Below are 15,310 nucleotides of genomic sequence, written 5' to 3'. Positions count from 1 at the left end.
CACTTATAAAAATCTCTAATTGAAAATTGTTGAAAATAAATATCTCGAAAGCATACAGGTTCAACCAGATTCTTATGAATCTAGTATTACCGCAGATATTTGCCTTTTTGGTTTTAAGAAAGGACATTTAAGAATTCTTCTTGTTAAACGTACAGTAGGTAAATATAAAAATTCATGGCTTCTACCTGGAGGAATTATGGATGATAATGAAACCATTGATGAATGTGCGCATAAAGTTCTACGTTGTCTTATTGGAGTTGAAAATGTTCACATCTCACAGGTAAAAGCCTATACAAACATAAAAAGACATCCCGTAAAACGGGTAATAACCATATCATTTTATGCCTTAATAAAGCCTGAAAACCACCCCATTGAGCAAAAAATGAATGTTACGCAAATTAAATGGTTTCGCTTAAATGAGCTTCCAAATAACATTGGGTTTGATCATTTAGAAATTATAATAGATGCTCATAACTTACTTAAGCTAAACTTAAAGAGTAATTTAATTTTTGGCGAGTTACTTCCCGAAACATTTACGCTTAATGAAATGCAATCCCTTTATGAATCTATCTTAAATAAGAAATTAGATAGAAGAAACTTTAGGAAAAAAATTTTACAGATGAATTTGCTTGAAAACACTGGTATTATAAAAAAAGGCATTAAAGGAGGCCCTTATTTATTTAGAAAAATTAAATAAATTTAACACACAAATTACCAAACCGTGATTCTTGTAAAATACTTAAGCAAAATAAATATATACTCCTATAACGATAATACAAATAGCAATTCCAGCTTGCTTAACATATTTCCAAGGGGTGATATCTACTTGCTCAGTATATTCTTGTACAAAAGGTTCTTTTCTTGGTTTTATTAAACCTATAACAAGCATAATAATTACATTTAAAACGAATAGTATAGCCATTACATCAAGGAAATGCGGATAAGCCTGAGCTTTAATCAGAGCCAAAGCACCTTCATCTACAATTCCAGAAGCTTTTGCTTGTGCTAGTGCTTTATCTACAAAGTACGGCTGCATAATAAATTGACTAATAATATAAAGCAAACAACCTGATGCTAAACCTATTTTAGCCGCTATGGCTGGTACACGTTTAGTTAAATAACCAACTACAATAATAGTAAGTATTGGTATGCTATATATTCCATTAATTTCTTGTAAGTAAGCAAAAAGACTTCCGGCATTAGCAATTAAAGGCGCAATAAACATAGCTGCTATGGCTAAAATAATTCCAAATACTTTACCGTATTTAACTACTGTTTTTTCATCAGCTTCCTTATTAAAATGTTGTTTATAAACATCTATACCAAATAAGGTTACCGAACTATTTAAAACACTGTTAAAAGAGCTCAAAATTGCACCAAATAAAACTGCTGCAAAAAAACCAACCCATGCATTTGGTAGAACTTTTTTAACTAACATAGGATAAGCACTATCAGCAGTTTCTAAATTTCCTTCAAAAAGATGAAAAGCTATTAAACCCGGTAATACAACGATTATAGGACCTAGTATTTTTATAAACGATGCTAACAATAAACCTTTTTGTCCTTCTTTTAAATCTTTAGCACCTAATGCGCGCTGAATAATTTGCTGATTGGTTCCCCAATAAAACAATTGCACTAGCATCATACCTGTAAAAATGGTGTAAAAAGGTACAGGATCAGTTGGCCCTCCCATCGATTTAAACTTATCTGGATTTTCTGCTGTTAAAGTTGACAATCCGTCTAAAACACTTCCATCTCCAATCATCATTAAACCAAAAATTGGAATTAAAATTCCGCCAACTAACAACCCGATAGCATTAATAGAATCTGAAACTGCAACTGCCTTTAATCCTCCAAAAACGGCATAAATTGACCCAACAATACCAATTCCCCAAACACAAATCCATATAGATTGTGTATGCGTAACTCCAAGCAATTCTGGCACATTAAACATACCACTAATTGCCAAAGAACCTGAATATAAAATTATAGGCAACAACACTACCACATATCCTGAAAGAAATAATACTGATGTTAACGTTTTTGTTGTTACATCAAATCGTTTTGCTAAAAACCCTGGAATAGTAGTTAATCCACCTTTTAAATATCTTGGCAATAAAAACATAGCTGTAACTACCATAGCAATTGCAGCAAGTGTTTCCCAAACCATAACAGACAAACCACTTTGGTAAGCAGAACCATTTAAGCCAACAATTTGCTCTGTTGATAAATTGGTGAGCAATAATGAACCTGCAATTACTCCAGCAGTTAAGCTTCTTCCTCCTAAAAAATAACCATCTGATGAAGATTCGTTAGTTCTTCTTGTGGCTAAATATGATATGATAGCAACTAATGCTGTAAACCCAATAAATGTTAAAAATTGCATGCTTAATGTAGATTTAGTTAGTTATTGTAAGTTGTTTTGTTAAAATTCAACTTTATTCTGTCGTGAAATATAGTAAAAAAAGAAAAGACTCAAATAAAAAAATGCACATGATATTATTAAAATGATGTATTAATTGTTATAAAGACATGGTGCAAAATACCATTAGTTAGATTTAATTTATTAAAAATAACTTTCTAATTTTGGATAAGATTGTTCATTATATTTATTCGCTATATTTAACTGTTTTATCAATCCTATCCCAAATAAATTTTAAGCACCCTAAATTTAACCATTTTATTGGTTTAACTCCTTATTTTATTGTTTTTCAAAAGAGAACCCCTTGCATGTATTTATTTGGAGGAAGCTGCTCTTTTGGACTTGCAACAAAAAGTCAGACAAATTTTCTAAGACCTAATGCTACATATTTAAATTGATAAAATTCTTGCTCTACTTCAAAGGGAGTTTTATACCAATTTACTTATAAAATGACGTATGTATTTTGTATATTTACTTATGTCAAAACGTGTCGAATTTACCATAAATGAGAGTATGTCTATTACTGGAAATCATCATTATAAAAACACTTTATATGAGTCATTTTATAAGTAAATTGGTATTATATGGTAAAAATAAATAGAAGAAAAACAAAAGAAATTATAAAAAAAGTATAAATTTATCTCAAATTGATTAAATTTATGTCAGATTCTGAGTTCTCCCAGAGACGTATTAAGCTAGTTTCAGCCATTTCGTTGTTTACTGCCATTTTAGCATTAATTTGGTGCTTCGTTGTCTACAAAATAGGAATGTTACAATTATCCAATTACATCGGTGTAATGGTATTAATTTTTATTATTTCTGCTTTATTAGCAAAAAAGCAAATTACCATAGCCAGAATATTATATATGATGACTTTTATTTTTGGGGTATCAGTTACATCATCTTTTGTAGGAAAGCCTGGGAGCGTAGAATTTATATTGATTTTTGCGATGGGGCTACCATTTTTAATGTTTTCCTTTAGAAGAGAAAAAATATATATAACCGTATTTTCAATTCTATCAGTTGTGTTTTGGGTGGGGCTTTATGCTACCAACTTTAACTTATTTACTGTGACTAAAGTGGATGTTAATATAGCATCTAGTTTTGTTTACCCCATTTCTATTTTAAGTACCATAATTTTGATAGGTTACGAGCTTCTTCATTTCTCATTTTTAAACATAAGATATTATCAAAAGCTATATCATAAAAGGGAAGAAGCTATAGAAGCATCAAATTCGAAATCAAGGTTTCTGAGTACTATGAGCCATGAAATTCGGACGCCATTAAATGCCGTAATAGGACTATCACATATTTTAGGGGTTTCTAATCCACGCCCGGATCAAAGGGAAAATATTGAGGCATTAAATTATTCGGGCAAAATATTATTGAATCTTATTAATAATGTATTGGATTTTAGTAAAATGGAGTCTTCAAATATTGATTTGGATCCTATTTCTACAGACATAGTTATATCTGTAAAGCAAATTAAAAAAATACATGAGGCCATATGTTTAAGGAAAGGGATAAGTTTTAACTTAGAAATTGAAAAAAAGTTGCCATTAGTTTGGTTGGACATTATAAGGTTCAATCAAATATTAAACAATTTAGTTTCTAATGCTGTTAAGTTTACCGAACAAGGCAGCGTAACGTTGCGTATTGATAAACTATCACAAAGTAAGTCAAAGATAAGATTATTAACAGAAATAATAGATACAGGTATTGGTATAGAGTCAGAGGCTCAAGATAAAATTTGGGAAGCTTTTACACAAGCCTCTCAAAATACTAATAGATTATATGGAGGTACGGGGTTAGGTTTGCCAATAGTGAAAAGTATAGTTGAAACCATGGGGTCTCAAATTCAATTAGAAAGCGAAGTGGGTGTGGGAAGCAGATTTTATTTTGAACTGGATTTAGATATTGTTTCTGAAGATGAGTCTAAAGAGAATGAACACAAACAAAACCGTAAATACGATTTTAAGAAACAACATATCTTGCTTGTAGAAGATAACGAAATAAATGTAATGGTTGGCAAGCAAATATTGGAAAAGGCAAATTTAAATGTTGATGTGGCGTGTGATGGGTTACAGGCTGTAAATAAGGTTAGTGAAAATAATTATGATTTGGTGTTGATGGATATTCAAATGCCTGTAATGGATGGTTATTTAGCATCACAAAAAATAAGAGCGTTTAATACCAACATTCCAATTTTAGCCTTATCAGCATCTGTATTTATGGAAGTTAAAAATAAAATTTATCATAGTGGGATGAACGGTTTTGTATTTAAACCTTTTGAGCCAAATGATCTTTTGGGACAAATTGAAGAATTATTAAACGTGAATAATGGATAATATATAAGGACTCTTTTTAAAAATTCCAACATGCCAAGGCCTAATTGTAATAATAGTTTGTCCGGTAATGAAATGATTAATATTTACCTTTTGTTTCTTTTGGACAGTTTACCAATTTCAAATATTTTTACTGAACTTGCCCTTTTATGAAACTAAAAACACTTGGTACTTTGTTTAATTTACTGCCAGCGTTACTTGTTTGACATGTTAGTCGTTCCACACGACTGTTAGCAGTGTAATCCAACCTAAGCCACTTGAACGACTTTGCCGTTTAATCTGACCAGTGAAAGTCTCTTTTTATAATGAATTCATCAATATTAGGTGTTTTGGCTAAACTCTATTTTAGCTGTTTTGCAACCATATTTGTTTCGTTATAAACGAAATAGCTGCGCAGATATGGTATGCAGATTTTTTTTGCCCTATCATGTATTCATTCTAAGGTTATGAGATTATAACCCAAGAAATGCAGAAATACAATAAAGGGTTAATCAATTAATGGCTTTCCGTCTAATTTCCAGTTGGGATTGATAGGGACACCCAAATGTTTTAAAATTGTGGGAACCACAGCAGTTTGTGGAATTAGGGCTTCTACTTCTTTTAAGGTCTTTAGAGTTTTGCCATCATCGCTATTCATAAAATAATCATTTCCTTCTTTGTTCATCCCAATAAAAATTGTTTTCTGGTTCACTTTTTGCTCGCCATGTGAAAACCCTTTACTGTCCCTACCATGATCGGTAACGATAATTACTAGCCAATCTTCGTGATGTTTTTTTCTACGAAGGCTTACAGCCTTCATAATATCGCCGACTAAAGAATCAATATATTCAACAACTTCAGTATAAGCATTTCCAAAGCCATATGAGTGCCCAATATGGTCTACATCGTCAAGATGTACAAAGCTAAAATCTGGAGCGTAATCTGTAATTTGATTGACCATTAATTCGGTCGATAAAAAATCGGTTCCTCCAACTGTGGCAAAATTTGTTTTGTACAGATCGTTTTTTAAAATTAAATTAATTTCTTTCCAAGTACTTATGCTTACTAGGTTTGCATCTTTATTGTGGTCTTTAATAAAGCTAAATATACTTGGTGCTTTACTTAACTTGCTACCATCATTACTAGTTATACCATGTTGGTCGTTCCACACACCTGTTAGCAATGTAATCCATCCCGGTCCACTTGAAGTTGCCTGTTCCGATGCTTCTCCCTTTATCCCACCAGCAAAGCCTCTCTTTATAATAAATTCATCAATATTAGATGTTTTGGCCTTTTCAATTTCGCTATATTGAAGTCCGTCAATTCCAATTAAAAGGACTTTTTTATTCTGACTGAAACTTGCTATCGAAAAGATAAGGAGTAATAGGCTAAGGTATTTTTGATTTAAATTCATAGTATGTTTTTAAGGTGTTATTAAATCTGTTATTCCGAAAGTGAAATATTACTATGTAATATTGATGGAACTTTGTTTTTAGGGTTTATTATTACCTTAAGAGGAAGTGTTTCTTTCCCTATAAACATTTTACCTTTATATTTTAAGTGTATGATTGTTTTTTCAAAGGGTTTTAATTTAGGAACTTTGGCAGATACCAAAAATGTTTCAATGTTATTGTCTAGGTAGACCAACTTCAATTTTGAAATTTGAGAGTCTACCTGCCCAAAATTTTCAATTTCAACACTTATGTCATAACCTTCTGCGCTTTTTGTTATTTTTGGCATCCTTGCAGACAGAATGGGTTCAATATAATTTATTTCGGGCAGACGGGCGTAGGAAAATAAAAGCTTATTGTCTGTGGTTTTACCTATTATTTTAGCGACAAAATTGTCATTGGTAAGACCGTTACCCTTACCTTCAAAGGTAATGATGATGTCGTTTCCGAATTTTTCGGTTTTTACCACTTTAGAACCTCTGCCAAAGTTTACCTGTTCTGTAGCTCCAAATTTTAAAGAATTAAAATCAATATCGGTGTGTGGGTTAAAATCATTTTCAGCTTCAATTTTAACTGTGATGGTTTTTGTTTTAGCTGTAATTTTCTTTTTATTTAATATGGTGGCTAATTTTCCTTTGGTTAGTGGGATTATAATGTGTTTAGAGCTGTGGTTGTCGTTCTGTAAATCATTCCACTTAACAGTGTCTATAACGGCGAAATGTGCCTGCGTAGCTCTGCCATATTTATCTTGTAACATTTTAATTCTTTCATATTTAAACCATTTTTCTTGGGTACCATCTTCATAATTGCTAATACCAGGCGCATAAGCTTCACCTGGATCTACTTTCCAATTTACGCCATCCTTCGATCGTAAACTAAAGGCGATTCTTCCTAACCAATCGTTTACTATCATATGGTATTGAACGTTAGTTTTCCAAATTACTGGATCTTCAAACTCTCCTTCAACAGGAGGGTAAACCCTTGTTTCTGTAACTTGATTATAGGGTGATATACCAGTTTTACTAAACCAAATGCCTCCACCTCGGCACACCATAATAATTGAACCATCTTCTCTTTTGGCAAACGATAAATTACTAAGTCCTTCTATTATTTTTCGATCACGATTGTCAAATTCAAACTTTCCATATTCCCAAGGACCATCAAGAGAATTGGAAATGTAATGACCATCAATAACATAAATCATATACCTCCCGTCTTTAAGTTGAAAAACTTCAGGGTTGTGTCCATGTCCAATAGTATCCTTTATTTTATAGGGGCCAAATGAGTTTTCTGATACAGTATGAAAAACAGTGGATTTACTCCAATACATGTGTCCTTTCGGTGAATTTTCTGACCATCCACAGACAAAAAGGTGATATTTGCTATCCTTTCCTAATACGGCCTTTCCTCCCCAATAGGAATTAATACTGTCTTCTATACCATTATTTATATACCTTGGAATTACATCTTTAGCACCCCAGGTATCATAAGTTAAAGTTCCTTGAACTGGTATGGGCAGGAAACGATCCATAAATCGTCCGCCAAATACTAAACTATCCCATGATTTTGGACGTTCTCTTTCTTTGATTTGGGCAATGGCCCCAATATGTATTATGCCAAATATTAAAACAGGGAATAATTTAAATATTAACTTCATTTTTATTAATTTATATGAAACTACAAGGTACTGCAATCATAAAAGCAAGAATGTAATAAATAGTTAATTTATTCTTTCGCAGCCAACAGAGTTTCAAATATAAAAATATTATTTAAGTATGAAAAAATATTTAATTTACAGCGTATATTACTTATATTGTGCCCTAAATAGCTACTACAGTTTTTAAGATACTTAAAGCTTATTAAATATCGGTATGATTTAATGAATGAAATCACTTAATAAAGACTCTTTAATGAACACATTAAATAAAATCACTGTAATTATATGGTTGTTGTTTAACGTCGCGATGTCTCAAACTTTAGATCCTATAATTGAAAATCCAGATGTTATATCAGAAAACAAATTGCCGCCTAGGGCGTCTTTTTTTCCATTCAGTTCAAAAGAGAAGGTCTTAAAAAATGAACTGGAAAGTGCTGATAATTATTTGTTGTTAAATGGTATATGGAAATTTAATTGGGTTAAATCTCCTGAATTAAGACCAGAAAATTTTTATTTAGAAGATTTTGATGTAAGCAATTGGGACGACATTAAAGTGCCTTCCAATTGGGAGATTGAAGGATATGGTATTCCTATTTATACCAACACAACATATCCTTTTGCGGTTAATAACCCTAATCCTCCAGACATTCCAGATGGGGATAATCCTGTAGGATCTTACAAAAGAAATTTTGAGTTGCCATCTCATTGGAACAATAAAGAAATATTTATTCACTTGGGAGCAGTTAAATCAGCTTTTTACATATGGGTGAATGGTAAAAAAGTAGGATATAGTCAAGGTTCAAAATTACCAGCTGAGTTTAATTTAACAAACTTTGTTAAACCTGGAAAAAACACCATAGCATTAGAGGTATATCGTTGGAGTGATGGTAGTTATCTCGAGTGTCAAGATTTTTGGCGCATATCTGGCATCGAAAGGGATGTTTATTTATATGCCAGACCAAAAGTTCATATTTCAGATTTTACGATAAAATCAGGGTTGATTAACCAATATATTGATGGTGACTTTGAATTACAAGTCAATGTTTCAAATACAATTGGAAAAAAATATAAAGGAACAGTTGAAATTGAACTACTAGATATGGATAAAACTATGGTTCATTCGAATAAGAAAGTTGAATTCAATTCTAATACGTTAGCTGTTATAAATTTTAAAACGGTTGTTCCAAAGGTAAAAAGGTGGTCGGCAGAAGCACCAAATCTTTATACTTTAAATATAATTCTAAAAGATAAATCAGGTTATATTAAAGAAGTAATTTCAAGAAAAATTGGGTTCCGCAGTTCTGAGGTTGTTAATGGCAGGTATTTGTTAAATGGTAAACCCATACTCTTTAAAGGTGTTAATAGGCATGAGACAGATCCTGAGACTGGGCATGTGGTTTCAAAAGAAGACATGCTTAAGGATATCCAAATATTTAAAAAGTATAATATTAATGCGGTTAGAACTTGTCATTATCCAAATGACCCTTACTGGTATGAGCTGTGTGATCAATATGGCATTTATGTTATAGATGAAGCTAATATAGAATCCCATGGAATGGGATATGATCTTACTAAAACGCTGGCAAATAACCCCAAATGGTTAAAGGCGCATATGGATCGTACAGAAAGAATGGTTTTGCGTGATAAAAATCACCCATCAATTGTTATTTGGTCTTTAGGTAATGAGGCAGGAAATGGATATAATTTTTATAATACTTATTTATTGGCCAAGAAACTGGATAGTACTAGGCCGGTACAGTATGAAAGGTCAGGTTTGGAGTGGAATACGGATTTGTATGTGCCCATGTATGTTACTCCCGATTATTGTGAAAAATATGCAACTTCTGAAGAAGATAATAGATCCTTGATTCAATGTGAGTATGCCCACGCTATGGGGAATAGTATTGGTGGTTTTAAAGAATATTGGAACTTATTCGAAAAATATGATAAGCTACAAGGGGGATTTATTTGGGATTATGTAGATCAAGGAATCAAGACAGAAAAAAATGGTAAGACGATTTTTGCCTATGGTGGTGATTTTGGTCCAGAAAATGTGCCTAGTGATAACAATTTCTTGAATAATGGATTGGTACAGCCTGACAGAAAACCAAATCCTCATATAAATGAAGTTAAGCACATCCATCAAAATATCAAGTTTTATGAAAATGACATCAGTAAAGGGTTAATTGATATCAAGAACTGGTATTTTTTTAGGGATTTATCTAATTATAAATTAAATTGGGAGGTTATAGGTAATGGTTTGGTGGTTGACTCTGGAAGCATTGATAGTATAAATTGTCAACCTCAAAAAACGGCTACGCTTTTAATTCCATTTAAAAAAGATTTTAACGTAGGAGTAGAATATTTTTTGAATCTAAAAGTTGTATTGAAAGAAACAGAACCGTTATTAGAATCAGGTTTTGAAATTGGTTATGAGCAATTTCAAATAAATGATGTAGAGTTTGTGTTTAACGAGCCCAATAATCTACCCAGTTTAGAACTTGATGAAACCTCAAAAGACGTTACTATCAAAGGCTTTGATTTTGAAATTTCATTAGATAAAGCCTCAGGAACATTATCGTCTTATATTTTTAACGGAAAATCTTTAATAGAAAAAGGTGGAATAGTAAATTTTTGGAGAGCACCCAATGATAATGATTATGGGGCAAAGTTGCAAAAAAGATATGCCGAATGGAAAACGGCTGGAAAAAATGAAATAGCTCAAGTAATTATTAAAGAAAAATCAAAAACTAAAGTAGTTGTTTCTAGTACCAAGGAGTTGTTTGGAGGGGATGCCATTTTTAGGCAAGTTTATACAATTTATGGAAATGGCACAATTAACATCTCCAATAATTTTGAAGCATTAAAGGGAGACCATGCGAACATGTTTAAATTTGGTAACGAATGGATATTATCTAGCGAATTTAAAAATGTTGAATGGTATGGTAAAGGACCATTCGAATCTTACGCCGATAGGCAGCATGCGGCTAAAGTAGGGCTGTATTCAAGTTCTATTTCGGATCTTTATTTTCCTTATATAAGACCTCAAGAAAACGGGAATAGAGGGGGTGTTCGTTGGATGAAAATACTAACAAATGATGGGGTTTCCTTAAAACTTTTTGGAGAGAAGTTTCTCAATATTTCAGCTTTAAATTACAGTGTTGATGACTTGGATTCTGGAAGTGAAAAAGGTCAAAAGCATGCTGGAGAACTCATTGCTAGGGATGACGTTTATGTTAATATAGATGGATTTCAACAAGGATTGGGTAGTATTAACAGTTGGGGAGCATTACCTTTAGAAAAATATAGATTACCATTTAAGTCCTATAGTTATTCTTATTGGGTTGTCCCTCAAAAAGATTAAGCACTCTTTATGTTAAATTATATAAAATAATAAATAGACTTAAATGAAGTATATAGTTTGTGAAAAGCCAGGTAAATTTGTCTTAAAAGAAAAAGCAATACCAACCAGAAACGAAAACGAAGCATTGTTGCAGATTAAAAAAGTCGGCATCTGCGGTACAGATTTACATGCCTATGCCGGTAACCAAGCGTTTTTTACATATCCTAGAATTTTGGGACACGAATTGGCATCTGAAGTTTTAGAAATAGGTAAAAACCCCAAGGGTATTAAAAAAGGAGATAAAGTCGTTGTAATGCCTTACGTGAGTTGTGGCAAATGTATTGCCTGTAAAAGTGGAAAAACTAATTGCTGTACAAATATAACGGTTTTAGGTGTGCATGGAGATGGAGGTATGCAAGAACAAATTACTGTACCATCCAATATCCTGTTACCAGCTAATAATTTGTCAGACAACCAGATGGCTATAGTAGAACCCTTAGCTATTGGGGCACATGCTATAAGAAGGGCAGGTATAAAAGTAGGGGAGACCTTAGCTGTAGTGGGGTGTGGCCCCATAGGAATAGGTATTATGAAGTTAGCACAAATTGCAGGTGCAAAAGTTATTGCTATTGATATGAATAAGCAACGGTTGGAATATGCTAAAGAGAAAATAGGAGTTGAATATATTGTTGAGGCAGGAGAAAATGCAGTTAATGAGGTTTCTGAGATAACTAATGGCGATTTATGTACGGCGGTGTTTGATGCTTCAGGGAATAAGTTTGCATTACAGGCATGCCCTGATTATATGTCTCATGGAGGCCGATTTGTGTTAGTAGGTCTATCTAAAGGAGAATTGACCTATACTCATCCTAAAATACATGCAAAGGAAATGACCTTAATGTGTAGTCGTAATGCCACTGTTGAAGATTTTGAGTATGTTATTGGTGTGTTGGATCAATTTCCAACAGATTCGTTTATTACTCACAATGTTTCATTTACAGAAATGATAGACCATTTTGACAGTTGGTTAAAACCAGAAACAGGCGTTATAAAAGCTACTGTAGATTTTTAATAAACTCATTCTTGACTTTTTGTTTTTACACCTAAAAGGATACAAAATTTCTTCAGATTAGGCATTTTTATAAAAACATAGCATTGCTACGGACGAAAAAAGCAACAAAATATGAAGGAATTTAGACCATTTTTCAGGAAATAGAAAAAGTCAAGATGAGTTCAATAAATAATATTTCAAAAATGAATTTATTAAATAGAAGCATACCATCTACTAAACCTTATACAGAAAGAGTTTTACAATTTGGCTCAGGGAATTTTTTAAGAGGTTTTGCAAATTGGATGATTAATGAAATGAATCATAAAGCAAATTTTGATTCTGGAGTAGTAGTAGTAAAACCCACAAAGCAAGGATCGATAGAACCTTTAAACAATCAGGAAGGATTATATACATTGTGTCTTTATGGACTTAAAAATGGAAGGGCTATTAGCGAACATGAAATTATAGATTGTATCCAAAGAGGTATTAATCCATATCAAGATTATAATGCTTATTTGTTACTTGCCGAAAACCCAGACCTTCGTTTTGTGATATCCAATACTACTGAGGCTGGAATAGCTTATAATGCAAACGATAAATTGGACGATGCTCCTCAAGAAAGTTTTCCTGGAAAATTAACCGCTTTATTATATAAAAGATTTCAAGCTTTTAATGGAGCTCCAGACAAAGGATTGATTATTATCCCATGTGAACTTATTGATAGAAATGGTGATAACTTAAAGAAAATCGTGTTGCAATACGCCTGCGATTGGAATCTAGGACTCGATTTCGTAGATTGGATAGAGACCAATAGTATTTTTTGCAATACATTGGTAGATAGAATTGTTCCTGGATACCCAAAGGATAACATAGAAAATATAACAACAGAATTGGGTTATAAGGATAATTTGGTAGTTGAAGGGGAGCAGTTTCATTTATGGGTAATAGAAGGTCCAGAATCTATAAAAGAGGAAATTCCAGCAGAAACTTGTGGTTTGAATATTATTTTTACTGATAATATGGAACCTTATAGAACGCAAAAGGTACGTGTCTTGAATGGTGCCCATACAGCACTTGTTCCTGTAGCTTATTTATATGGGATCGATAAGGTTCGAGAGTCAATAGAAGATCATGTCGTTGGCAAATTTTTAAAAGAGGCCATTTTTGAAGAGATTTGCCCAACACTGGATTTACCAAAAGCTGAACTCATTCAGTTTGCAAATGACGTATTGGATCGTTTTCTAAACCCATACCTAGAACATGAATTAATGAGTATATCGTTGAATTCTATCTCTAAATTTAAAACAAGAGTACTACCCACTATTCTTGAGTATATTAAACGAAATGGAGAACTGCCTAATAGGTTATTGTTTTCGTTATCGGCATTAATTGCATTCTATAAGGGCGAAAGAAACAATGAAATTATTCTGTTAAAAGACACTCAATCTGTTTTGGATTTCTTTAAGTTACAATGGGATAAAGGACATATTCCAACAATAGTTAAGGCTACACTTGGAAATGTTGAATTTTGGGGAATGGATTTAACAAAGGTTGATGGACTTCAAAAAGCGGTCACTACTGGCCTAGAACATATCATAAATGATGGAATACACAAATCTCTTGAATCTTTAATAAGAAATAGTATAAAGTAGAAATAATAAATTGAAATTATATTGATGAAAAAAAAAGTATTGATATTGGGAGCAGGTATGATAGTTAAGCCTATTGTGCATTACTTGCTCGATAATAATGTTGAAGTAACACTTGCAAGCAGGACAAAAGAAAAGGCTGAAAAAGTTTTAGACGGTTACTCTAATGGGAGTGCTGTTGCATGGAGTGTTGGTCAAGATGATATCTTGAATGATTTGATTATTAATCATGATTTGGTTGTTAGCCTATTACCTTACATACACCATGTTATGGTAGCAAAAAGATGTATTTTTAATAAAACAAATATGTTAACTACATCTTATGTCTCTAAAGAAATGAAAGATTTAGATAAAGATGCTAAAGAAGCTGGAGTAATTATATTAAATGAATTGGGTGTTGACCCTGGATTTGATCATATGACCGCTATGGAAATAATTGATAGGGTTCATGGCGAAGGTGGTAGTGTTAATGAATTCTATTCGCTTTGTGGAGCTTTGTGTGCTCCTGAAGCAAGTAATAATCCGTTTAAATACAAATTTTCTTGGTCGCCTAAAGGGGTTGTAATGGCAAGTAACAATGATGCCCAATTTCTTAAAAACGGGAAAGTAGTTAAAATTGAAACTTCAGGTTTGTTTAAAAATCCATTGAAAATAAACTTTCCAAATATAGGTAATATGGAGGTTTATCCAAATCGTGATTCTTTAGAGTATATATCTATTTACGACATTCCTGAAGTGAAAACAATGTATAGAGGCACGTTTAGGTATAAAAATTGGTGTGAAGCTTTAGATTTGTTAAAAGAACTAAAACTTACAACTTATGCCAAATTGAATTTAAAAGGAAAAACCTTTGCAGAAATAACCGCCAATCTAAATGGGTTTGATGTGAAAAGTTTAAAGCAGGAAATAAAAGATAAATTTAAAATTGATGATAGTAATTCTGGGCTAAAAGCTATAGAATGGTTAGGGGTTTTAGATACAACTCCAGTACATTTAGAAAAAGGATCAGCTTTTGACTTAGTGTCTGATTTGATGGTAGAAAAAATGATGCTAGGGAAGACAGAAAGAGATATGGTGATTATGCAGCATATATTTAAGATTACTAAATCCAATGGTGATAAAGAAACCATAGTTTCTAGGTTATTAGATTATGGAAATAAAGATTATACATCTATAGCCAGAACTGTAGCTTTGCCAGCAGCTATTGGTGTTAAATTAATTCTAGAAGAAAAAATTACAGATACTGGAGTACATATTCCAATTAAGAAATCTATTTATGCTCCAATATTAAAAGAATTGAAGGCTTTAGGGATTTCTATGAATGAACAAATTGAGGACGTAATTCTAGGCTAAAATCTATAAGAGGTCATAAAATATTCTGTACTTCCTTTATTTGCAGTAGTTGTTTTTACA

General features: G+C 32.4%; 9 protein-coding genes. 6 read left to right on the top strand and 3 right to left on the bottom strand.

The window, feature by feature from the left end; genetic code table 11:
* Positions 1-19 precede the first annotated feature (19 nt).
* The gene (locus L3X37_RS10825; RefSeq protein WP_237240190.1) at positions 20-697 is read left to right on the top strand and encodes an NUDIX hydrolase; all 678 of its coding nucleotides are present in this window, start codon (positions 20-22) and stop codon (positions 695-697) included.
* Positions 698-739: 42 nt separating this feature from the next.
* Here L3X37_RS10825 and L3X37_RS10820 read toward each other — a convergent pair whose 3' ends face one another.
* Entirely contained in the window at positions 740-2,386 is a 1,647-nt protein-coding gene (locus tag L3X37_RS10820) for a solute:sodium symporter family transporter (RefSeq protein ID WP_237240189.1), read from the bottom strand.
* A 695-nt stretch (positions 2,387-3,081) separates the two neighbouring features.
* On the opposite strand from L3X37_RS10820, the gene L3X37_RS10815 reads away from it, so the two are divergent.
* Positions 3,082-4,770, top strand: a complete 1,689-nt coding sequence (locus L3X37_RS10815; RefSeq protein WP_237240188.1) for an ATP-binding protein — start codon at positions 3,082-3,084, stop codon at positions 4,768-4,770.
* Between the two features lie 484 nt (positions 4,771-5,254).
* Here L3X37_RS10815 and L3X37_RS10810 read toward each other — a convergent pair whose 3' ends face one another.
* Both L3X37_RS10810 and L3X37_RS10805 read right to left on the bottom strand, forming a co-directional pair.
* Complete coding sequence (locus tag L3X37_RS10810; protein WP_237240187.1) at positions 5,255-6,160, bottom strand: alkaline phosphatase family protein; 906 nt, start codon at positions 6,158-6,160, stop codon at positions 5,255-5,257.
* A 29-nt stretch (positions 6,161-6,189) separates the two neighbouring features.
* Positions 6,190-7,854, bottom strand: a complete 1,665-nt coding sequence (locus tag L3X37_RS10805) for a glycoside hydrolase family protein (RefSeq protein WP_237240186.1) — start codon at positions 7,852-7,854, stop codon at positions 6,190-6,192.
* Positions 7,855-8,080: 226 nt separating this feature from the next.
* Between L3X37_RS10805 and lacZ the strand changes: the two genes are divergently transcribed.
* From lacZ to L3X37_RS10785, 4 genes are all read left to right on the top strand, one after another.
* Entirely contained in the window at positions 8,081-11,218 is a 3,138-nt protein-coding gene (lacZ, locus tag L3X37_RS10800) for a beta-galactosidase, LacZ type (RefSeq protein ID WP_237240185.1), read from the top strand.
* Between the two features lie 43 nt (positions 11,219-11,261).
* Positions 11,262-12,269 (top strand): zinc-binding alcohol dehydrogenase family protein, encoded by a 1,008-nt coding sequence (locus L3X37_RS10795; RefSeq protein ID WP_237240184.1) that lies wholly within the window; start codon positions 11,262-11,264, stop codon positions 12,267-12,269.
* Positions 12,270-12,451: 182 nt separating this feature from the next.
* Positions 12,452-13,900, top strand: coding sequence for a tagaturonate reductase (locus L3X37_RS10790; protein WP_237240183.1), 1,449 nt, complete (start codon positions 12,452-12,454; stop codon positions 13,898-13,900).
* A 24-nt stretch (positions 13,901-13,924) separates the two neighbouring features.
* A complete protein-coding gene (locus tag L3X37_RS10785; protein WP_237240182.1) occupies positions 13,925-15,250 on the top strand; it encodes a saccharopine dehydrogenase C-terminal domain-containing protein in 1,326 nt (441 codons plus the stop codon).
* Positions 15,251-15,310 lie beyond the last annotated feature (60 nt).

The sequence above is a fragment of the Wocania arenilitoris genome, from assembly GCF_021728535.1.
GTDB lineage: Bacteria > Bacteroidota > Bacteroidia > Flavobacteriales > Flavobacteriaceae > Wocania_A > Wocania_A arenilitoris.
The sequence above is the reverse complement of the archived record's forward strand: the minus strand, read 5'-3'. Positions and strand labels throughout refer to the sequence as shown.